20 protein-coding genes are annotated in these 21,738 nt (G+C 37.5%); 6 read left to right on the forward strand and 14 right to left on the reverse strand.

The window, feature by feature from the left end; genetic code table 11:
* Nucleotides 1-49: 49 nt before the first annotated feature.
* Both Q7O90_RS01520 and Q7O90_RS01525 read right to left on the reverse strand, forming a co-directional pair.
* On the reverse strand, nucleotides 50-1,279 hold the full coding sequence (locus tag Q7O90_RS01520) for a M16 family metallopeptidase (protein WP_304126600.1): 1,230 nt from the start codon (nucleotides 1,277-1,279) through the stop codon (nucleotides 50-52).
* A gap of 10 nt (nucleotides 1,280-1,289) precedes the next feature.
* Entirely contained in the window at nucleotides 1,290-1,811 is a 522-nt protein-coding gene (locus tag Q7O90_RS01525) for a hypothetical protein (RefSeq protein ID WP_304126602.1), read from the reverse strand.
* 68 nt (nucleotides 1,812-1,879) lie between these two features.
* Here Q7O90_RS01525 and pepF point away from each other — a divergent pair, with 68 nt between their 5' ends.
* The 3 genes from pepF to Q7O90_RS01540 are packed head-to-tail and all read left to right on the forward strand — an operon-like array spanning nucleotide 1,880 to nucleotide 5,424.
* Nucleotides 1,880-3,682, forward strand: a complete 1,803-nt coding sequence (gene pepF / locus Q7O90_RS01530; RefSeq protein WP_304126604.1) for an oligoendopeptidase F — start codon at nucleotides 1,880-1,882, stop codon at nucleotides 3,680-3,682.
* Nucleotides 3,683-3,705: 23 nt separating this feature from the next.
* Nucleotides 3,706-4,512, forward strand: coding sequence for an NAD(+)/NADH kinase (locus Q7O90_RS01535; RefSeq protein ID WP_304126606.1), 807 nt, complete (start codon nucleotides 3,706-3,708; stop codon nucleotides 4,510-4,512).
* 18 nt (nucleotides 4,513-4,530) lie between these two features.
* The gene (locus Q7O90_RS01540; RefSeq protein WP_304126608.1) at nucleotides 4,531-5,424 is read left to right on the forward strand and encodes an RluA family pseudouridine synthase; all 894 of its coding nucleotides are present in this window, start codon (nucleotides 4,531-4,533) and stop codon (nucleotides 5,422-5,424) included.
* Between the two features lie 53 nt (nucleotides 5,425-5,477).
* On the opposite strand, the gene rpe is transcribed toward Q7O90_RS01540, so the two are convergent.
* From rpe to Q7O90_RS01595, 11 genes are read right to left on the reverse strand one after another with little or no spacing between them, the layout of a single operon-like run.
* Nucleotides 5,478-6,131: a ribulose-phosphate 3-epimerase gene (gene rpe, locus Q7O90_RS01545; protein ID WP_304126611.1), complete on the reverse strand. Its 654-nt coding sequence runs from the start codon at nucleotides 6,129-6,131 to the stop codon at nucleotides 5,478-5,480.
* Nucleotides 6,119-6,985: a ribosome small subunit-dependent GTPase A gene (gene rsgA, locus Q7O90_RS01550; protein ID WP_106056931.1), complete on the reverse strand. Its 867-nt coding sequence runs from the start codon at nucleotides 6,983-6,985 to the stop codon at nucleotides 6,119-6,121. Before rsgA ends, rpe begins: the two co-directional genes overlap by 13 nt.
* 1 nt (nucleotide 6,986) lies before the next feature.
* On the reverse strand, nucleotides 6,987-8,711 hold the full coding sequence (gene pknB, locus Q7O90_RS01555; RefSeq protein WP_304126615.1) for a Stk1 family PASTA domain-containing Ser/Thr kinase: 1,725 nt from the start codon (nucleotides 8,709-8,711) through the stop codon (nucleotides 6,987-6,989).
* A complete protein-coding gene (locus Q7O90_RS01560; protein WP_287299778.1) occupies nucleotides 8,701-9,447 on the reverse strand; it encodes a Stp1/IreP family PP2C-type Ser/Thr phosphatase in 747 nt (248 codons plus the stop codon). Before Q7O90_RS01560 ends, pknB begins: the two co-directional genes overlap by 11 nt.
* 29 nt (nucleotides 9,448-9,476) lie before the next feature.
* Nucleotides 9,477-10,760, reverse strand: coding sequence for a 16S rRNA (cytosine(967)-C(5))-methyltransferase RsmB (gene rsmB / locus Q7O90_RS01565; RefSeq protein WP_304126621.1), 1,284 nt, complete (start codon nucleotides 10,758-10,760; stop codon nucleotides 9,477-9,479).
* Nucleotides 10,760-11,461, reverse strand: a complete 702-nt coding sequence (locus Q7O90_RS01570) for a zinc metallopeptidase (RefSeq protein ID WP_273138475.1) — start codon at nucleotides 11,459-11,461, stop codon at nucleotides 10,760-10,762. The genes rsmB and Q7O90_RS01570 overlap by 1 nt, the downstream gene beginning before the upstream one ends.
* Nucleotides 11,462-11,485: 24 nt before the next feature.
* Nucleotides 11,486-12,415, reverse strand: coding sequence for a methionyl-tRNA formyltransferase (gene fmt, locus Q7O90_RS01575; RefSeq protein WP_304126625.1), 930 nt, complete (start codon nucleotides 12,413-12,415; stop codon nucleotides 11,486-11,488).
* Complete coding sequence (gene def / locus Q7O90_RS01580; RefSeq protein WP_304126628.1) at nucleotides 12,416-12,937, reverse strand: peptide deformylase; 522 nt, start codon at nucleotides 12,935-12,937, stop codon at nucleotides 12,416-12,418.
* 25 nt (nucleotides 12,938-12,962) lie between these two features.
* Nucleotides 12,963-14,975, reverse strand: a complete 2,013-nt coding sequence (gene priA / locus Q7O90_RS01585; protein ID WP_304126630.1) for a replication restart helicase PriA — start codon at nucleotides 14,973-14,975, stop codon at nucleotides 12,963-12,965.
* Between the two features lie 52 nt (nucleotides 14,976-15,027).
* A complete protein-coding gene (gene asnA / locus Q7O90_RS01590) occupies nucleotides 15,028-16,038 on the reverse strand; it encodes an aspartate--ammonia ligase (RefSeq protein WP_304126633.1) in 1,011 nt (336 codons plus the stop codon).
* A 57-nt stretch (nucleotides 16,039-16,095) separates the two neighbouring features.
* Entirely contained in the window at nucleotides 16,096-16,761 is a 666-nt protein-coding gene (locus tag Q7O90_RS01595) for an epoxyqueuosine reductase QueH (RefSeq protein WP_304126635.1), read from the reverse strand.
* A 129-nt stretch (nucleotides 16,762-16,890) separates the two neighbouring features.
* Here Q7O90_RS01595 and Q7O90_RS01600 point away from each other — a divergent pair, with 129 nt between their 5' ends.
* Nucleotides 16,891-17,790, forward strand: a complete 900-nt coding sequence (locus Q7O90_RS01600) for a TIGR01212 family radical SAM protein (protein WP_304126638.1) — start codon at nucleotides 16,891-16,893, stop codon at nucleotides 17,788-17,790.
* Between the two features lie 92 nt (nucleotides 17,791-17,882).
* Here Q7O90_RS01600 and Q7O90_RS01605 read toward each other — a convergent pair whose 3' ends face one another.
* Nucleotides 17,883-20,531, reverse strand: coding sequence for an SH3 domain-containing protein (locus Q7O90_RS01605; protein ID WP_304126640.1), 2,649 nt, complete (start codon nucleotides 20,529-20,531; stop codon nucleotides 17,883-17,885).
* Here Q7O90_RS01605 and Q7O90_RS01610 point away from each other — a divergent pair.
* Complete coding sequence (locus tag Q7O90_RS01610) at nucleotides 20,497-20,955, forward strand: hypothetical protein (protein WP_304126643.1); 459 nt, start codon at nucleotides 20,497-20,499, stop codon at nucleotides 20,953-20,955. The genes Q7O90_RS01605 and Q7O90_RS01610 overlap by 35 nt on opposite strands.
* Nucleotides 20,956-21,405: 450 nt before the next feature.
* A partial coding sequence (locus Q7O90_RS01615; RefSeq protein ID WP_304126653.1) for a PEP-utilizing enzyme occupies nucleotides 21,406-21,738 on the forward strand: 333 nt, incomplete at its 3' end.

The following is a 21,738-nucleotide window of genomic DNA, read 5'->3' on the forward strand; positions in this document are numbered from 1 at the left end:
AGCTTTCAAAGCTACGTTACTTAATAACAAAACACATTACAATTTACATTTAATTTTTACCAGTAACATTAATAATGGTGTGCCTACTATAATCACAAATTTCTTTTTTTACATTGTTTATGTCTTCCAATGTGATGTCGTCTAACATCTGCAGAACCTCAGAAGGAGTTATGGACCTTCCGTAAGTAAGGAGATTTCTCCCATTGTATATCATAAGATTCTGCACACTCTCCTGTCCGAATATAAAGCTGGATTTAAGCTGCTCCCTTGAGCTCTGGAATTCTTCAACGCTAATATCATCATCCTTAAGTCTATCTAGCTCTTCTTTGATTGCCTCTAAAGCTTCATCAACCTTATCTTTAGCAACACCAGCACATATAACAAAGAGTCCCGTATGACTGTAAAATCCGGTCATAGAGTATACTGAATAAGCAAGTCCCTTCTTAACACGAACATTCTGCATCAATCGCGATGACATTCCGCCTCCAAGAATGTTACATAGCAACATCATAGGGTATCTTCTTGGGTCTTTAGCAGGAAAAAGTCTTATTCCCATCGCAATATGCGCTTGTTCGATAACCTTCGTTACTTCGATATATCCGCCATCACAAGATGCGGAGATATTTTTGTCAGTAATAAATTCTCTACGTTCTTTTAGATTATAAAACTCGTCTTCAAAGTACTCGATTACATCTTTTCTATCAAATGAACCAGCAATCGACACTATAATTTCATCTCTTGTATAGTGGTCAAAGTAATATTTATCAAGTTTGTCATGTGTAAACGATGAAACTGTATATTTTGTTCCAAGTACAGGATGTGACATCCCCATACCTTTGTATACATTGTCTTCAAGAATATCAAAGGCTACTTCATCAGGATCATCTGCATTCATATTAATTTCTTCAATTACTACGCCCTTCTCCTTCTCAAGTTCATCCTCTGGAAAAGTGGGATTACAGATCATATCCGTCAACACTTCAGCGCTTGCACGAAAATGCTCATCAAGACACTTCACGTAGAAGCAAGTGCACTCTTTGCTGGTAAATGCATTCATCTGTCCGCCAAGTCGATCTATCTCATTAACTATTTGAAAGTGATTCCTATTCTTGGTTCCTTTAAAGAGCATGTGTTCGATAAAATGCGAAATCCCCTGTTCATCATTATTTTCATTTACTGAACCGTTATTACACCATATACCTATGGATACGGATCTCACTGAATCCATAGAATTAAGAATTAGTCTTACGCCTGAATCCAGCGTTATAACCTCTAGCATATATCCCCCTTCAGTTATATTCTGCCTCTATAATATCTGACAGTTTCATTGAGTATGAGTCCCCTTCGTACTCATAAGCGCCATTAAAATTATAATTACAGGTTTCTCCAGTATATCTAGATGCACTGATATTATACCTGGCATCTCTTACGTTTATTTCTTCCCCAGTATCATTATCGATTACATGCGGTATAATAACGTACCAACGCCTAAAATCATATATAGCACTGGCAAGAGATGAATAGTCATCGTCAGTCATATCATCATTAAAATTACCCATAATGCTGCGCTTTGCTGTATCGACAGTCACATAGAATTCCGCAAGTTCATCGGGGATTGATTTGTTCCACTCTTCAAAATATGAATCAAACATATCTGCTAAAGATCCCATATCTAATTCTTTTATCAGTTCTAGGATTAGCTGGACATCTATTAACTCATCGGCTTCTAGAAGTGCAGCTAGATTTTCATAATACTCAAACTCCTCTGGTGCAACAATATCAAGGATTTGATAGAGTTCATCTCTGTTCATTAATTCACCTTTAAATCAATTTATGCTATAATAATACATCATCAATTATAGCATAAGGAGCTAGTTAAATGAAGAAATACAATTTAAAAAACCGCTCTGAGATAGCGGATAGAGATAAATGGAATCTAGAAGCGATGTATCCAGATGAAACCAAGTGGGAAGAAGATCTATCCACTGCTCTTAAGGCGAGTGACGAGTTTATTTTACTTAAAGGTAGTTTAACAGAATCGGCAGAAAACCTTCTAAAAGCACTGTGCTTATACTCTGATATGATGCGTAAAGCCGAGAATGCTTTTGTGTATTCGAGAATGCGTCATGATGAAGATAATGCTAATACGAAATCCACAGAGATGAACAACAAGTCTCTCTCTACACTCGCTCAAATTTCAGCTAACGTATCATTCTTTACCCCCGAGCTTCTGGAGGCTGATGAAGCTTTAATAAAGGGATATATAGAGGAATTACCTGCTTTAAAGGAATTTTCCTTCATGCTCGATTCAATAATGCTTAGCAAGCCTCACGTTCTGTCTTCCGATGAAGAGCGTGTCATCGCTCAGCTTAATGAGTCTGCCAGTGCTCCAGATGAAATTTTCACTATGTTTAATGATGCGGATCTTTCTTTTGGCAAAGTCACTAATGAAGACGCGATAGATGTGGAACTCACTCACGGAAATTATATCCAGTTTATGGAGTCGGAAAACCGCGAGGTTAGAAAGAATGCTTTTGAGGCAATGTACCGAAGATACAAGGAGTTTAATAACTCAATTTCTGTGATGTACAACTACAGTGTAAAGCATGACTCTATCATGTCCAAGCTACGTAAATATAAATCTACACTCGATAGTGAGCTATCTGGCGAACGCATTCCACTCTCAGTGTATGATAATCTTATAGATGCTGTGCATAAGAACCTACCTTCTATGCATAAATATATGGAAATTAGAAAACGAGCTTTAGGTCTTAACGAACTAAGAATGTATGATATTTATCGCCCTATTGTTAAGCCAGAAGGATTAGAATGCAGCTATGAAGATGCTGTAGATATCGCCTGCAAAGCCTTGGCACCTCTAGGCGAAGACTATGTTAGGACGTTACGAAAAGGATTAACCGAAGATAGATGGGTTGATATATATGAGAATGCAGGCAAAACATCTGGCGCATATAGCTTTGGTTCTTACGATAGTAATCCATATATTTTGATGAACTTCAGCGGAGAACTACGTGACGTATTTACACTCATTCATGAATCTGGTCATTCAATGCATTCATACTATACTAGACGCACACAGCCATTTGTGTATGGAGGACACTCTATATTTACAGCAGAGGTTGCTAGTACTGTTAATGAAACGCTATTGATTCATTACCTTCTACGTAATGCTGAATCAATAGATATGAAGAAGTATCTAATCAACTTCTATATCGACGAGTTTAAATCTACACTGTTCAGACAGACAATGTTTGCTGAATTTGAAAAAATTGCACATGAAACTGTCGAAAATGGTGGATCACTTACAGCACAATATCTAAACGAGGAGTACGATAAGCTAAACACTATTTATTATGGTCCGTCAATTGAACATGACGAGTATATTCAGTATGAATGGTCAAGAATTCCTCATTTCTACCGTGCTTACTACGTATATCAGTATGCTACGGGATACTCCGCTGCAAATGCTATCGCTAACAGGATATTAACCGGCGGAGAAGCTGAACGAAATGATTATTTAAAATTCCTAGCTACCGGAGAATCTGACTATCCAATAGAATTACTTAAAATCGCTGGAGTAGATATGAGTACTGAGGAGCCTGTTCTATCCGCCCTATCTACTTTTGCAAACCTAGTTAATGAACTAGACGAGATGATATAGCGCATTTTATATGAGGAAATACTATGAAACCAACTAAAGTATTTATCTATAGCAATGATACAGGTTTATCAAAGGCCACTGCCAATGAACTTGTCAACGTTCTAAGCATAAGAGAATTTGAGATTGCGAGCAAATATGATGAAACCGTTGATTTGATTGCTTGCATCGGTGGTGATGGAACCTTTCTGAACTGTGTACATGAATGCAGACTTCCAAGGATGCCTATTATCGGAATAAATACCGGTCATCTAGGTTTTTTTCAGGAACTAGTTCCTTCTGAACTTGAGATGTTTGTCAATCACTATAATGATGGCAATTACACAGTTGAAAAGATACATCCAATACGCGCCCTAATCACAGACAGAGACGGCATTCACGAGATAACGGGAATAAACGAAATACTTGTAATGGGTATGTATACAAAACTTGCCCATCTTTCGATAATCATGGACGATACTCCAATTCAGGAGTTTATCGGCGATGGAATCCTCGTATCAACTCCTGTTGGATCAACCGCTTATAACTATTCACTTGGTGGCTCACTGGTAGCTCCAGAGCTAGATGCCTTACAGTTAACACCGATGGCTCCGATGAATACTAGTGCTTATAGATGCTTTAGGTCGAGTATTCTCTACCCTGCGTCAAAAAAAGTTAGACTGGTAACGCGCAAGAGTACCGTCGGAGACAAACTTTTATTAGCATATGATGGACTTACAAGAGAATTTAGCAATGTATCTAAAATTGATGTAATGCAGGCAGATGACGAGATTCATCTTCTAAGACTGCCTGGTTACGATTACTGGAAGAAGCTTACTAACAAGCTTTTATAGACTTAATTTGAGGAAATAATGGGAAAATACAATCACAAGGTAACTGAATCTGATATAGGTTTGAGCATAAATCAGATCATAAAAGCAAATTTCAAATTCTCATCACGGTTCAAAACTAAGATGAAATTCCAGAAACTTGTTGATCTCAACGGTATACCTACTCCTGGATTTATCAAACCAGATGTGGGTGATGTAATATCGATAAGACTTCCAGAAGAAAGTAGCGATTTTCCAGCTGAAGATATTCCTATAGATGTAATTTATGAAGATGATGATCTGATGTTTATAAATAAGCAACCTGGAGTTATAGTTCATCCAACTAAGGGACACCCACTTCACACTATCGCAAATGGCCTAATGAAATATATGAAGGATAACGAACAAAGCTACAAGGTCCGTTTCGCTAATAGAATCGACATGGATACATCCGGAATCGTAATCGTTGCAAAAAATGCGAACACACAAAACGACATATCCCACCAGATGCGTACAAATTCAGTGCATAAGCAGTACATAGCAATCGTTAACGGTGTGATTGAAGATGATGAATTTACTATAGACGAGCCTATCGGGAGACCTAGCGAGGAATCGATTCAGAGAACTGTACTTTCCGAAGGTGGCAAAGATGCAATTACGGATGTTAAAGTTCTCGAGAGATTTAAAAGAAATACGCTCGTTGAAGTTACATTACATACTGGAAGAACACATCAGATAAGAGTTCATCTCACTCATATAGGTCATCCAATCACGGGCGATCACTTATACGGTGGTGATGCACCAGAGCTTATGGAAAGACAGGCATTACATGCCGCAAAAATGAGTTTAAAGCACCCAATGACAGAAAAAACACTTAATATTGAGGCACCTTTGCCAGATGATATGAAAAAATGCCTAGCTATTCTACGTAGGTAGAAAGCTAGGCATTAGCTTATTTTACTTTTTTGTCAAAGCAGTTCTAATGAGTTTTATGCATCAACCTTTTTAATTCTCATTATGGCTTCTGCTCTATCTTCATGCTTGAAAACTGCAGAACCAGCAACAAGAATATCTGCTCCACTTGAAATTAAAAGCCCTGAGTTCTTATCGGATACACCACCATCAACTTCGATTTCGAAATTGTATCCATTGTCTTTTCTTAACTTATTAAGCTGAGATACTTTTTTCGCAGTTTCAGGAATAAATTTCTGTCCACCAAATCCTGGATTCACAGACATAACTAGTACCATATCAACAAAAGGAAGTACAGCTTCAAGGCAAGATACAGGAGTACCCGGATTTATAGACACACCTGCTTTTACCCCATGCTCTTTAATATGTGATAGAGTCCGGCAAATGTGAGGACATGCTTCGTAGTGAACCGTAATATAAGCAGTATTATCCGTCACAAACTCCTCCAAGTACTGATCTGGATTTTCAATCATCAAATGAACATCGTAAGGGACAGTTGCATAGCCGTTAAGACTCTTCATAACGGCACTTCCAAAACTGATATTAGGAACAAACGCGCCATCCATAACATCTACATGAATAAAATCACATCCGCCCTTGCAGATATCAGCGACTTCAGAACCAAGTTTAGCAAAATCGGCTGCTAAAATCGAAGGTGCTATTTTTGCCATTTCTTTACCTCTTCCAAAATTGATAAATATGATTCATATCTAGTTTTGCTAATTTCTCCTTTTTCGAGTGCTCCTTTTACCGCACATTCAGGTTCATCAACATGAATACAATCTAGATATTTGCAACAGCCCTTAAATGCATTAATCTCAGGGAAATAATCTCTAACATGATACCTATCAAGTCTAGGCATGTCTAGAGATGTAAAACCTGGTGTATCATAAAAATGAGTATCGTTATCAATACTAAAAATCTCGACATGCCGTGTCGTGTGTCTGCCCCTGGCAGTTTTATCGCTAATATCTCCTGTTTCTATATCATTTCTACCGGTTATATGGTTCATGATTGTTGACTTTCCAACACCTGACGGACCGGCTAGCGCAACATTAGATCCCTTCATCAAATCATATAACCTATCTATGCCATCACCGTTCTTGCCATTAACAACAACAACTGGAAAAGCTTTATCGTAAGTTGAAACAAGCTCTTTTAGGTCATTTTCCGATACAAGATCAGGTTTTGTAATACAGATAATAACTTCGATGTTGTTATATAGTATTGCAGTGGTAAACTTATCAATAATAAGATTGTTCGGATTAGGAAAAGCTGCTGCAAATACAACAACAAGCTTATCTAGATTAGAAACAGGTGGGCGCGAAAGAAAGTTTTTTCTTTCGCGCACCTTTGTTATTATACAGTCGCCGTCTTCTTGCCTTAAATCAAATTCTACAATATCCCCAACATAGATGATTGATTTACCTCGCTTAAGATTTTTGCGAGCATTTCCCATGTGAACTCGTTTTCCATCATCAACATAGTAGAAACCGCCAATTCCCTTAACGACTCTTCCCAGCATATTATAACCTTGTTCCACTGTTATTTGAGTTGTCGGAAGAGCTTCCTGAAGAAGGTTTACCCTTACTTACCTCAATATCAATTGTTTCACCTTTTTCAAGTGATGTATTAGCAGCATACTGTTGCCACATTACATAACCATTACCATAAACATTGCTTTCATCGTAAGAAATATTTCCGACTTTAAATCCAGCATTTGTAATAGCCGATTTTGCTTCCTCAAGCGACTTTCCGGTTAAAGAAGGTACCGTTCCCTTCTCCTTCCCTTTTCCATCACTAATTGTAATGTTAATTTTTGTTCCTTTGTCAGCATTTGTTCCAGCTGCAGGATCTTGGGTTAGTATCGTTCCCTCAGGCTTATTTGAAGTCTCAGACTTAACTATTCCAAGCTTGTAGCCTGCCTTTTTGAGTTTCTTTTCAACTTTCTTATAGTCTTGACCAACTATATTAGGTACGGTTCCTTCCTTCGAACCTTTGCTGAGATGAAGTGTTATCGTTGAACCTTTTTTGGCTTCTTCTCCACCAGAAGGATCCTGTTCGACTACATGTCCCTCAGAAATTTCCGATGAATATACACTTTTACCCTTTTCAACTTTAAATCCGCTCTTTTCAGCCGTTTTTTTCGCTTCCTTATAAGTCATATCAGACATATCAGGTACCTTAGCTTTACTTGAGAAGACACCTGTTGCAAAAGCAACGCCCAGAACAAGAACGAGTAGAACCGCTCCGGCAATACCAAGTTTAATAAGCTTTTTCTTGCGACTAGAAGAATTAGATTTTTTCTTCTTTTTCTTCCTGTCTTTTGAATTTTCTGAAACTATATCGTCATTATCATCTTCTTCACTATCAGATCGCTTACGTGCAACCTCATTAGATGCCTCTGCAAAAATTGAATTTCCAACAACTTTGGTCACAAATTCGATGTTATCAAGTTCTTCAATGAGTTCATCTGCACTGTTGAATCTATTAGTTTGAAACTTATTTGTAGCCTTGAGAACAGCTCTTTCAAGTGCAGGTGGAATTCCATCCACATATTCATGTGGTGGCACAATTTCTTCGTTTATATGCTTGAGGGCTATGGATACAGGATTGTCTCCATCGAATGGAACTCGCCCTGTGAGCATCTCATACATTACAATACCGAGTGAGTATATATCGGATCTTTCATCAACGTAATTTCCTCTAGCCTGCTCCGGCGAAAAATAGTGTACTGATCCGATGACCTTGCTGTTTGTCGAAAGTGTTGCGTCATTAACAGCCTTAGCAATACCAAAATCGGCAAGCTTTGCAACACCATCAGATGTAACCATGATGTTATGAGGCTTGACGTCTCTATGAATTATCTTATTTTTATGCGCAATTCTAAGTGCAGATGCAACCTGCTTAGTAAGGTCGATTACCGTACGGTAGTCTAGAGGTGCATCTTCTGCAATTATATTGCTTAAGTTACGGCCTTCAACAAGCTCCATTACTATGTAGTTAATATTTCCTTCCTTACCTACATCGTAAACACTTACGATATTAGGGTGAGAAAGTCCAGCAGCTGCCTGCGACTCTCTTTTGAAATTTTCAACAAACGAAGCATCCTTTGTGAACTCCGGTCTAAGTATCTTGATAGCGATGAATCTGTTTAACAGTCTGTCCTTACCCTTGTAAACGACTGCCATACCGCCATCACCGATTTTCTCAAGGAGTTCGTAACGGCCAGATAGAAGTCTACTGCTCATTTGATTCCTCCAACATGTCAATACAGATTACTGAAATATTATCATTTCCACCGTTTAAGTTTGCTCTTTCAACCATACGTTCAGCACAATCCTGCATATCAGAGCTTTCATTGAATATATCAAGAATTTCGCTATCTGACACTTCCTCATAGAGTCCGTCACTACAGATTAATACTCTATCACTTGGCTCCATATATATATTGAAGCAGTCTGGATTGTTGTATGCATTTCCACCAATAGCTCTAGTGATTACATTTTTTTTATAATGATGATCGGCCTCGCTACGTGTAATAGCACCCATCTTAACTAAATCATTTACATAGGTGTGGTCATCAGTAATCTGATGCACTTCATCCTTATGAATGAAATACACTCTGCTATCTCCCACATTGCCTACGTAAAGAATTTTGTGGTCAACATATGCAAAAACGAGTGTTGTCGCCATTCCTACATACTCTGGCTTTGTGTTGGAAAGCTGTAAAATACTTTCATTTACAAAGTTAACAGCATTTTCAAAATATGTGAAAATCGCTTCACTTCCCTCTACAAGTTCTATTGGGTTGTTGTACACGTAATCTGCAAGAAAATCTACTGCTGCAGTGCTTGCAATTTCCCCGGACTTATTTCCGCCAACGCCATCTGCCAGCATGAAAAATCTGCTATCCTTTAATACTTTTACAGCATCTTCGTTCTTAGGGCGTTTCATGCCCTTATCTGTTAAATATCCTACTCTCATTAAAGTCTTACCACCTGAGTAAATTAAAATTATAAATTGTTACACTTACTGATTTTACAATAGTAAAATCCTACTTGTTTATTATACGGTAAAATTGAATTGTATTCAACAATACTTGAATTTTCAAAGGAGTTACAGAGCCTGGAAACTATCTGTTCATTTTCCCGCTTATTGATAGTACAAGTGGAATACACTAGCTCTCCTCCAGGTTTTAAATACATAAAGGCATTTTTTAAAATGCTGTACTGAATTTCATATAAATCTGGAAGCTCATTAAGATTAACATGTAACTTTAATTCAGGTTTTCCAGCGATAACTCCAAGTCCAGAGCAAGGAACATCTGCGAGTACTTTATCAAAACGTTCACTTAAACTCTTATCGTATAGAGTGGCATCCATCACTTTTGTATTAATGCAAGAAATTCCGAGGCGTTTTAAAAGCTCGTTTATGAGCTTCACACGATGTTCATGAATATCACAGGCAAAGATTTCACCTGTATTATTCATAAGTTCCGCTATCGCGGTAGTTTTACCCCCAGGAGCAGCACATATATCGAGTACTTTATCACCAGATTTTGGACTTAGCATTTCCACACTTCTTAGCGAAGAAGTGCTTTGAACTGTAAACATCCCACTTCTGAACTCCGGGATATTAATTATTGAACCATTTTCTATTATTATCCCGTTTCGAGAAAATGGATTATCTCTAACTTTTATATCTCTAGTTGATAGGCATTTTTTTAAGTCTTCCCGATTACAAATTAATGAATTCACTCTTATATTAAGCTCTGGTATTTCGTAAAGACCCTTTAAAATCTCCTCTATCGTCTCTTCACCATATTGCTTAGAGATAAACCTGACGAGATGATATGGAAAGGAATATTTATATGATAATGACTCTAGGATATCTTCGGAATCAGGAACTAATAATATTGCACCTTCACGTTCAAAAGTTCTAAGCATACCATTGATAAAACCTTTTACTGAGGTTGAAATATTTTCAGCAAGAGTAACAGCTTCATTGACAGCTGCATAGTTTGGAACCGAGTCCATTTTTGCCATTGCATACATGCCCATACGCAAAATAATTAAATTCTTTTTCTTAATTCTCTTGATACCATTCTTTGCTAATCTATCAATATTATAATCTAAAAGGATTGTATCCCGTATAACACCCTTAGACATAACACGAACGAAGCCCTGTGAGGAAACTTTATGTTCCTTAAGCGCTTCGTTAATCGCAAAATTCGAGTATGAATTATCGCAGTATACACTACGAAGTACATCGTATACTGCATACCAATCATTGTTCATCAGTCTCTATTTCCTCTAATCAGAAGGACTCTAATTAGTGCTGCCGCCGCAGTGGCTAATGCAGCAACATATGTCATCGCTGCAGCACTTAGAACTCTTTTGCTTCCAGCGTAATCAGAATCATCGACAAGATTTAGTGCTTTCATCTGCTGTAGAGCTCTGCTACTTGCATTTAACTCAACTGGAAGTGTGACAAGATGAAACAAAACGACAGCAACAAAGCAAAAAATTCCTATGTTAAAAAACATGGTCCCGTACTCTGTTGTAGATGAGAGAACAATACCCAACAAAATTAAAGGCCATGATGCGTTTTGGGCAAAGTTAGTTACGGGTACGAGTGCATTTCTCATCTTTACAGGAGCATAACTAGTAGCATGCTGTATGGCATGCCCAACTTCATGGCAAGCTATACAAACAGATGCAACAGAATCTTGAGAATATATCTCCGAACTAAGATTAACTGTATTAGATCTTGGATCGTAATAATTAGTGAGTGCATCTCCATTCAAAACATTGATTGAAACCTGCTGAAGACCGTTAGCATCGAGCATCGTTCGAGCAGCTTCAAAGCCCGTTATCCCTTTGCTGTTTTCAATATCAGTATATGTTGAAAAGGCGCGCTTTATACGCGCCTGCACAATCATCGTAAAGATCATTGCTGGAATTAACACAATCATAGATGAATAATATCCACCGAACATATCTCTATACCTCCAATATAATATTTATTTAAGACGCATTCCAACTTCTAGTTTGTTACCTCTAATAAAATCTGAAACGCTCATCCTCTTCTTGCCTTGCAATTGAACTTCTCTAATTTCAAGCGTCCCATCGGTACACTTCACTGTAAATTTTTCCTTGTCAACGCTGGTAATCACACCAAAATCAGCATTTATATCGACATCATCTATTGGTAAAACATCAAAAAGCTTAAGGACTTTATCTCCGATATTGGTAAATGTACCTGGCCAAATTTTAAAGGCACGCACTTTATTATCAATTTCAGCAGCTGAGGAATTAAAATCAGTATATCCATCTTCTTTGCGAATCATGTGAGCATATGATGAAGCTGAGTCGTCTTGTTTTGTGTACGTTGCTTGATCTTTAGCTATTAAATCAATCGTTTTTACGACTAACCTAGCCCCACATTCAGCAAGTTCCTCAGATAAGGCAATTATATCTTTCCTTCCCACTTCGACCTCTTCTGCACTGATTATATCTCCTGTATCAAGTCCAAGCTCCATCTTCATGATAGTAACGCCTGTCTTGTCCTTACCATCCAGTATGGCATATTGCATTGGCGCAGCACCTCTATACTCTGGAAGAATAGATCCATGGATATTAATGCATCCGTAAACCGGTATATCTAGAACCTCCTTAGGAAGTATTTGCCCAAAAGCTGCAACTACAATCAAATCTGGCTTTAATTCACTAAGCTCTTTAGTAAATTCGGGGTCATTTTTTATATTATTAGGCTGAGAAACCTTAATTCCACGATGAAGAGCACAAGCTTTAACAGGGGAGAAAACCACTTTTCCTCTATTACCTCGTCTATCGGGCTGTGTCACGACCAATTCCACATCATGCCCAGCGTCTATTATTCTGTTTAATGCTGGAACAGCAAATTCAGGAGTCCCCATATATATAATTCGCATTTAGTTTTCTTCCTCTGTATTTTCTTCGGCAATTTCTGCCATCATTTCATTGTATTGTTCAGTAGTGTATACTTCTTCCGCTACATCAGTATATACAATTCCATTCAAGTGATCATTCTCGTGCATTATACAAGTTGCTGCAAATCCAGAAAATTCATACTCTTTAATTTCACCATCTAGATTCATAGCTTTAAGCGTAACTCGCTCCGGTCTCTTAAGCATTCCTATATAGCCCGGTACACTAAGACATCCTTCTGCTGATTCTTGCTCCCCTTCCGTTTCGACTATCTCAGGGTTAATCATTACATATTCTTGATCAAAGTTTTCAAGTTCTGGTCTGCAAACGAAAATCCTTTTCATAACCCCTACTTGAGGTGCCGCAAGCCCAACACCATCAGCCTCTCTCATGGTCTCGAGCATATCATTACATAATACTTTAATCCTATCTGTAATCTTGGAAACGGGCTTACAATTCTTTGTTAGAATTTCATCTCCTCTAATTACTATTTTCCTTAGTGCCATAATACTCCCTTCAAAATTAATTAATCTATATTATTCCATATGGATTTATATCTAATTCAATATGACAGGTACTTCTATGTTTTATCATAAGATCCTTGTAATTCATATAGGCGTTAACAAATCCACTTCTAGTTCCTCTAGGTGCTTTTATCATAAAAAATACACGATTCCGATTAGCTCCACCTCTTTGGATATCAAGCTTTGGCTCATAAATCGTTGTGCCCGTTGGTAAGTTTTTCATCGATAAAAGATACTTTCTAAAATCATTTGCATGATCTATTGTCGAACTATATTCAGTCTTCGGTCCTTTTTTATCAACGAATGTCACAGAGATAATATCAGAAAAAGGTGGATAGTTCATGTTTCTTCTGTGAGCTAGTTCTTGTTCATAAAAACCATAATAATCTCCATTTGCAGCTCTCCTTATTGTATCATCTTCAGGTTGATAAGTTTGAAGAATTACCTTACTCTTTCCACATTCTCGACCTGCACGTCCTGATACCTGAGTTATAAGCTGAAATGTTCGTTCAGGCGAACGGTAATCAGGTATATTTAGTGATGAGTCCGCCAAAATGATCCCAACTAAACCGACATTTTTAAAATCTAATCCTTTTGCTAGTATCTGTGTTCCAACTAAAATATTTGTTTTGCCAGAATTAAAATATCTGAGAGTTTTTTTAATTTCAGAACTATTCTTCGCTGTGTCAAGATCAAACCTCTCTACCTTTGCATTTGGAACGAGTCCTTCTATAGTTTCTTCTAAACGCTCTGTTCCTGTCCCTATAAAAGATAGGGTGCTATTTCCACACTCAGGACAAATCTCTGGAATCTTGAACTTGCGTCCACAGTAGTGGCATATCGCAGCGTTATCTCTTTTATGATAGGTAAGCGTAATATCACAATCTGGGCACATCATTCTGTAACCACACTCAGGACATAGTACTTGTGTAGAGAAGCCTCTCCTATTAAGGAACAATATTACCTGATCGCCATTGTTTACAGTTTGTTCTATCGATGCTAGCAGCTTTTTGCTGATAACGCTTGAGTTTCCCGATCTTAGTTCATCCCTCATATCAACAATCTTAACTTCAGGCATAATGCTTTTACCAATTCTGTTTTTCATCTCAATAAGCTGATAAATGCCGTCCATGGCACGGTTATAGGAAACTATGCTTGGAGTAGCACTCCCTAAAACCAATGTTGCATTGTGATACTTTGCTCTTCTAAAAGCAACATCTACTGTCTCAAATTTAGGATTATGATCAGACTTGTAAGTAGATTCATGCTCTTCGTCAATTATAATTACACCTATATCTGAAGCTGGAGCAAAAACTGCAGTTCTCGCCCCTACAACAATCTTTGCTTCACCGGATTTTATCCGCATCCATTCAGCGAGGCGTTCACTAGTCTTAAGCTTACTATGCATTATGGCAACTTTATCCTTACCAAAACGCTTTGAAAAACGATCGGCAATCTGTGATGATAGTGCGATTTCTGGGACAAGTATAATCGCTGTCTTCCCCTTAGCTATGGCATTTTTTGCAGCTCTAATATAAACTTCCGTCTTGCCTGAGTTCGTCACACCATGGATAAGAAACGATTTACCAAGTTCATTATCAATCGAATTACATATGTCTAAGGCTGCGTACTTCTGTTCTTCAGATAAAGTTGGTTCATCCTCAAGCTTTGTTTCATGATATTCCTTAATATGATGAGGAATACGCTTACCTGTAACATCAAACATTCTAATAGCATCAATATACTTAACACCATATCTAGATCTCATCCAGATAGCAGTATCAATAATCTCTGGTGTAAGAGACCTATCTTTATCAATACTAATAATTTCTTTAACCTTATCTGTCTCAATACCTGGTGTAGTATCGATTGACACCACATATCCTTCAGCACCTTTTGGTTTTCTAGCTAGAGGTATACTAACTTTGTCTCCCACATTAATATCATCAGGAGCCAAATAAGTAAAAAAAGAATCCATATATTCACTTTTATTATCAATTACGACATCGACATATTTCATGAACATGAATCCTTTCTTTATAAGATTTTAAATTATTGAACCATAATTGATCCTATAGTAAAAATATATTGTCCTCCGCACAAGCTTCAATCATGTCATCTGGCCATACTGAAGCCTGCACTTCACCGATATGAGCCTTTTGAAGAAAGAACATACATATTCTACTCTGACCAATTCCACCACCGATAGATAAAGGAACCTCGTTATTTAGAACGCTCTGATGGAACGACTGGCTAAGCCTATCTTCTTTGCCATCAATTTTGCACTGACGCTCCATGGCCTCCTTATCAACACGAATTCCCATTGATGAAAGTTCTAGAGCATCATCGAGGACATCATTCCAAACTATAATATCCCCGTTCAAATCCCAATCATCATAATCTGGAGCTCGTCCGTCATGCTTCTTGCCAGATGCTAGAATACCACCAATTTTCTTGATAAATACAGCACCAAACTCCTTAGCTGCGAGTTTCTCACGCTCTTTGGGGGTATTTTTCGGATACTTATCTTCAAGCTCCTGTGTGGTTACGAATGTAATTTCATTTGGTAACTCAATCTGAATATCTCTATATAGGCGATTAACATAATCACCTAGATTCTTCATCGCATTGTAAATTTTTATAACTGTCTCTTCTAGAAATTCATCTGTTCGCTGATCTTTAGTTATTACTTTCTCCCAATCCCACTGATCGACGTAGATGGAATGTATGTTATCGAGCTCTTCATCCCTTCTGATAGCATTCATATCGGTATATATTCCGTGACCAGGCTCTACTTCATACTTAGCGAGCGCCATTCTTTTCCACTTAGCAAGTGATTGAACAACCTCTACCTGTTTCTCATCAATATCCTTAATTGTAAAATTTACTCTGCGCTCATATCCATTAAGATTGTCATTAAGTCCAGTCTCTGGAAATACAAATAAAGGCGCTGACACTCTGCGAAGCTGTAGACCATATGCTAGCTCTTGCTGAAAATAATCTTTAATCTTCTTAATCGCCCTCTGTGTCTCAACGTGATCAATAATAGGTCTATAATCTTTCGGTAGTACTAATTTCCCCATATCCTAAAACCTTTCTATATAAAATTTATTTATTAATATTGTTAAACAGAAATATAGTTATCTGCTTTTCATCATAGCTCGTGCGTACTCACAGCCGCAAAATTTCTGTCTGTATAAACCGTATTTCTTCGAAAGCTCAATGCTTCTCCCAAAACCATTTTTCTTCTTAAAGTCCACATCCAAAAATTTGATATTATTAGATGCGCCAATACTCTCTCCAATTCTAAGTATAGAAGCGTAGTCCTTGTGAGGGCTAACGGCCATTGCAGTTGCAAAATAATCCATTCCGAGGTCACTCGCAATACGTCCTGTCTCTTCCAACCTAAGCTCAAAACACACATCACATCGCTTTCCACCTTCCGGTTCATGACAGAGTGATTGTGCTACTTTGATAAATTCTTCGACTTTATATTCACCTTCAATGTAATTAACATGCGTCCTTTCTTTGAACTCATCATTAAAAGCATCGATAAACTTTATCAGATTATCCCTACGTAAAAGATATTCTTCCTGATCTGTAATGTTTGGATTATAATAAAAAACAGTAACATCATAGTCAAAAGCAAGCCGTTCGACGCAAGAAGTCGAACATGGCCCACAGCATGCATGCAGAAGTATTCTTGGCTTCCTATTAGTTAAATCAGTATGCATGTATACAGGCAAAACTTTATTTTGAAATTCATTCGTACGAAAACCCACATATGTGTCACATTTTTCTTTCATTAGATGTACCTCTGAATTTTAAAATTATCTATTTATTATACAAAATATTGTCGCTTTTTTCTATATCAACAATAACAATATCAATATTTAGGAGTTATTTCACCAATATATTTTCAGCGAGGTTTATGTTTGAAATTTACTGATAGTCAAAGATTTTATTCAATAAACACTTACCTAAAAGAACAATTTGGCAAGAAGATGGCAAAGCTTTCAATCGAAGCTGGTTTTACATGTCCAAATCGCGATGGGAAAGTTAGTTATGGTGGTTGCAAGTTCTGCTCATCTGGTGGCTCGGGAGAACTCGCATCAGATATATCAGGGCAGATTCGTTTGCTAAGCGATAAATGGCCAAATGCCGGCCACTTAGCTTATTTTCAAAGCCACACAAACACTTATGCTTCTGTTAATGTTCTTAGGAGCAAATATTATGCCGCCCTATCTCATCCTGAAATTGAAGGAATAGTAATTGCGACTAGACCTGACTGTCTCGATGATAAAATTTTAGATTTACTTGCAGAAATAAACGAAAATCATTTTATGTGGATAGAACTAGGACTTCAAACCATACACGAAAAGACGCTTAATAGTATGAATATTGGTTATCACCTAACAGATTATGATAAGGCAATCTATGAACTGTCAAAACGAAAAATCAAAACTGTGACACATTTGATCCTAGGACTCCCTGGAGAAACTGAACGTGATATGTTTGAATCACTTCATCATGTAACAAATAGTGGTATATTTGGCATCAAACTTCACCTGATGAATATAGTTAGTACATCTCCACTTTATAGGGAAATGCCAGAATATGTTTCATTTGATAGTCTAGAAAGCTATGTTGATCTAGTAGTAAGGATGATTGAAGAAATACCTCCAGATATAACTATTCATCGTTTGACTGGTGATGTACCTAGAAAGCTTTTAATCAGCCCAGAGTGGAGTTATAAAAAAAGAACGATTCTAAATGCAATTAATAGAGAGCTTCGCATACGTGATACTTTTCAAGGTGCAAAACTAAATAAATAGATATCTTCAAAATTATCTCGATATATTAAGCGGATATTACCTGTTTTAGTAATATCCGCTCTGCTATTATTTAAAATCGATAAATACACAAACTAGTGTGGCAATGCTGTTGATGCCGGCATATTGGCATATACAGGAATTACAAACACTAGTAATTCATTTGTAATTCCGTAAGCACTGTAGCTATTCTTTGTTGAAATAGATTCAGTGTAGCAAGCTGATATATTTGTCATATACTGGTGTGTTCCAACTTTAGCGGCGCCATTTGCAACGTTAAATCGTTGGAAATAAACGGAGTTTTGACCCTGCTTGATATATCCGCTAGCGATAAACTTGGCTCCTCCAAATACTGCTTTCTGTTTAGTATCCCATCCTTGCTTCTTAGCATATTCGAGTCCTCTCATAACAGGATTTGCATTAGAATAAGCACCAATATTATATGGGTTATATGCATACTTACCATCAGGGAATATATACCCTGAAATTGCAATACTTCCTCCGCCAGTTTCTTGGCGAGCTCTTGCAGCAAGTGCAATTGGGCTCATACCATTTTCCTTACCCGCACTCACAAACCAGCTAGCCATAAAACCATTCCTCTCAAGCGCAGTCCCTGATATTATCTTAGAAACCGCAGCATGAGACTGGTATGATTGATACGACAAATCTTCAAACATGTAAATGTTATTTTCATTAATGAAATTACGGGGATCCATATAGTAACCAACTACTTGTGAACTAGCATTGAACCACGTTGATCCATCCTTTGGAATGTAAGTTCCTGATGCAGTAAATCTACCAACTCCCTTAAGTGACTCTATATCTCCAGCAGGAGCTTCAACAGACTGTGCATCACTTACTGGAGTCGCTTCCTTACCATCATACTTCTGATTTGATACAGTTATCCAATTTGCTGCTGCGTAGTATGTTTTTCCCTTATACTGAACCCTATACCAGTTGTAGTTACCAGAATTTATAGCTCCTGTGATGACTACATCTGTGTTCTTCGGGAAAGTCCCTACAGGCTTATTTGTAATATCGTATGACGATCTATAGTTTAAGTAATCATGCACCTTACCACTTACACTCGCTTCTCCATCCTTAACTTTTCCCGATGATGTAACATAACTTGAAGGAATATAATATACTTTTCCACTTACAGCTATCTTATACCAATTACTGTTATCAATATTCTTTACGCTGCTTATAATCGTTACGTTCTGTCCGGAGGTTAAAGTTCCAGCCTCTTTAAAGATGTCAGATGGTCCCATTTTGTATGAAGCGCTTTGATTTAGAGTTCCGAAAACTACATCAGTATTTGTTGTTGATGATGTTGATGTCGTCTGCTTAATATTTGAACTTGGAGCTTTTGAATCATCAACTTTCACAAACTTGCTAGATATGTATCCAAATCCGTTTCCCTGTTTTATCTTATACCAAACAACACCATCTGATGCTTTTGCTGTCAAAACAATTGAAACCTTATCTCCTGTATTTGCCCCACCAACTTTTCCATAGCCCGTTCCTGCACCTTTTCTTATGTTGGTATAGCCACCTTTTACAGTACCATTAATCTCATACGAATAATTTTCGGTTGTTACACTGCCCTGTATATATCCAGTCTGTCCAGAAGCGGTTCTAATGTGTATAAATTTTGCATCATCGCTTCCATTATTAGCATTAAATACTTCATCTAACAATGAAACATCAGTATTAGAACTTGCCGATCCAACTGAACCAGATGAAATACTTGCGCCATTATACAAAGGTCTACTCTGATCCTTAGCCTTGAAGCTATAAGGATTGATATCTCGATATGATAATGGATAAGCCCCATTAATGAGAGACACCCCGTCACGACTCTGCTTTGATAAAGCAGTATTCCAATCAACTCCTGTTTCCTTAGCGATAAATTTCCAATTTGGATGAGAAGCATGAAGCTTTCTTAAATGGACTTTATAATCCTCAGGAAAAGATGCAATTGATTTTTCAAAATCATTTTGTGTTTGATCAACATTTGTATTTACACTGCTACTTGTATTACCACTGTCATTGTTGTTCGTGTTACCAGGATTGTTTACAGTGTTTGAATTATCGGGTGATGATGTGCCATTACTAGGTGATGCATTATTATCTGACGGATTCATATCAGGATTTGGCTCTGGATTAGTTGTTATCGTACCAGCATTATCAGAAGTACCACCGCTGTTATTAGAGAAAATACTTCCAGTAATATCTACCCAAGTAGCACAGACATAATTATAGCCACCATTATATTTAATCATATACCAGTCAACATTTGACTTATTAGCCTTAGCTTTTAAAAGTACTGTAAGATTTACATTTTTTCCAAATGTAGTAACACTAGCAAATCTAGTCCCGGCACCAAGTCTGCTATTTAAAGGCGAAGATGTTCGACCCGCAACTGCAGAATATTCCACCCTATTAATCAAATCAGATCTAATATAACCTGACTTTCCGCCATAATTTACATGATACCATTTATCCCTAGCAGCTGCATTTGAATTTGACGAAAAAACAACCTCTGTTATTGTAACCTTCTTATTATTAGAGATAGACGTAACTTTTTTAGAAAATACGGAAGTACCCGCCCTAACGTTTACTCCTGATTTTGAATTGATGTAACCTGTCGCATTCTGAACTGATTGTGCATTAGCAGCCTCAGTAAAACCAAAAATTAGCAGAACTATGAAAACAAGAACTGCAAATATTGATTTAAACAACCTAACCGACCAAGAACACGATATTATCGCCCAAAAGAACGTCTACGCCGACAGCATTGGCGCAACAGCAGAACACCGCCAAAATCTCATCAAACAGGCGCTACAACAGCACCAAGACGCCATACAAGCCGAACAAGAGGCAAAGGAGCGCAAAAAAGCCGAACGCCAAGCCCAAAAAGAACACGAAAAACAGCAATTAGAGCTGGCAAGAAAGCAATACGAGCAGATTTTAGCCAGTGATACGCTGATTAACGCCTACATTGCAAATAACATCAATCCGCAAAAGATGCGCGCTAGCCTCCAAAAAATGCGTTATGAGCAGGGTGATTTTAGGGGGGTGTTTGAGCTGGAAAAGAATAAATTTGAAAAATTATCTTACTTAAAATCTTTGAATTTAAAGTTTTTAGACAAAATAAATTCATGAAAATGGGGGTTCAAAGGGGGGATTTATCCCCCTTTTGCAAGCGCAAAGGTCATCAAAACTGCTGTTTTTGTGGACCGTTTGCTATGCTTGCTTAGGTAAATTACGTGGATTGCATGATAGTAATTTTAGTAAGAATACCATTTTGGAAAAACACAAAATTGACAACCGCAGAAAATCAAATTTTGGGGAAATTGCAAAAGTGGGAAAGTCTTTTGACGAAATTAAGAGTTATAAACAAACGCCAGTTTTGAGTTTGTAACTCGTAATTTCGCCCTTAGCAGGGGGTAAATTTAGCTTAGTTTGTTTAAAGTCGTTTTAGGAAATTTAGTTATGCAAAAATTACAATAAATGCAACAATCAATTTTTAAAAATTAAGACAAACTAAATAAACATCAAAACAATAAAATAAAAAAACAAATCACAGATAAATACGGCGACAAAATAGGCGTAATCCTCGTAACAGCGATGACTTACCCATGGATGGAGCCTTCTATGGAACAAACCGTAGCCTGCATCACCACTCGTGGAGGGAAAAATGACCACACTCCTATCTGGTGTAAAGAACATGGTCTGCCGTGTGCTGTATCCGTAAAGGGCGCACCTGAATTCCTAAAAGACGGCAGCCTAATCACTTACTATGGCGTGGGAGATACTCCTGCATTCTATGATGGCCGCCACCAGTATTCTGTAACAGAAACTCAATTAGAAGGGCTAAAACCTTCTCCTATTCCTATCCGTCTGATAGTATCCGATGCGAGTACAGCAAGGTCTGTATGTATGCGC

The sequence above is a fragment of the Mogibacterium diversum genome, assembly GCF_938028775.1.
Lineage (GTDB): Bacteria > Bacillota > Clostridia > Peptostreptococcales > Anaerovoracaceae > Mogibacterium > Mogibacterium diversum_A.

Excerpts from the sequence above, each read along its gene's own strand:
- Q7O90_RS01520 (WP_304126600.1), bottom strand. The coding sequence starts at position 1,279 with ATGCTAGAGGTTATAACGCTGGATTCAGGCGTAAGACTAATTCTTAAT.
- Q7O90_RS01525 (WP_304126602.1), bottom strand. The coding sequence starts at position 1,811 with ATGAACAGAGATGAACTCTATCAAATCCTTGATATTGTTGCACCAGAG.
- pepF (WP_304126604.1), top strand. The coding sequence starts at position 1,880 with ATGAAGAAATACAATTTAAAAAACCGCTCTGAGATAGCGGATAGAGAT.
- Q7O90_RS01535 (WP_304126606.1), top strand. The coding sequence starts at position 3,706 with ATGAAACCAACTAAAGTATTTATCTATAGCAATGATACAGGTTTATCA.
- Q7O90_RS01540 (WP_304126608.1), top strand. The coding sequence starts at position 4,531 with ATGGGAAAATACAATCACAAGGTAACTGAATCTGATATAGGTTTGAGC.
- rpe (WP_304126611.1), bottom strand. The coding sequence starts at position 6,131 with ATGGCAAAAATAGCACCTTCGATTTTAGCAGCCGATTTTGCTAAACTT.
- rsgA (WP_106056931.1), bottom strand. The coding sequence starts at position 6,985 with ATGCTGGGAAGAGTCGTTAAGGGAATTGGCGGTTTCTACTATGTTGAT.
- pknB (WP_304126615.1), bottom strand. The coding sequence starts at position 8,711 with ATGAGCAGTAGACTTCTATCTGGCCGTTACGAACTCCTTGAGAAAATC.
- Q7O90_RS01560 (WP_287299778.1), bottom strand. The coding sequence starts at position 9,447 with ATGAGAGTAGGATATTTAACAGATAAGGGCATGAAACGCCCTAAGAAC.
- rsmB (WP_304126621.1), bottom strand. The coding sequence starts at position 10,760 with ATGAACAATGATTGGTATGCAGTATACGATGTACTTCGTAGTGTATAC.
- Q7O90_RS01570 (WP_273138475.1), bottom strand. The coding sequence starts at position 11,461 with ATGTTCGGTGGATATTATTCATCTATGATTGTGTTAATTCCAGCAATG.
- fmt (WP_304126625.1), bottom strand. The coding sequence starts at position 12,415 with ATGCGAATTATATATATGGGGACTCCTGAATTTGCTGTTCCAGCATTA.
- def (WP_304126628.1), bottom strand. The coding sequence starts at position 12,937 with ATGGCACTAAGGAAAATAGTAATTAGAGGAGATGAAATTCTAACAAAG.
- priA (WP_304126630.1), bottom strand. The coding sequence starts at position 14,975 with ATGAAATATGTCGATGTCGTAATTGATAATAAAAGTGAATATATGGAT.
- asnA (WP_304126633.1), bottom strand. The coding sequence starts at position 16,038 with ATGGGGAAATTAGTACTACCGAAAGATTATAGACCTATTATTGATCAC.
- Q7O90_RS01595 (WP_304126635.1), bottom strand. The coding sequence starts at position 16,761 with ATGAAAGAAAAATGTGACACATATGTGGGTTTTCGTACGAATGAATTT.
- Q7O90_RS01610 (WP_304126643.1), top strand. The coding sequence starts at position 20,497 with ATGAAAACAAGAACTGCAAATATTGATTTAAACAACCTAACCGACCAA.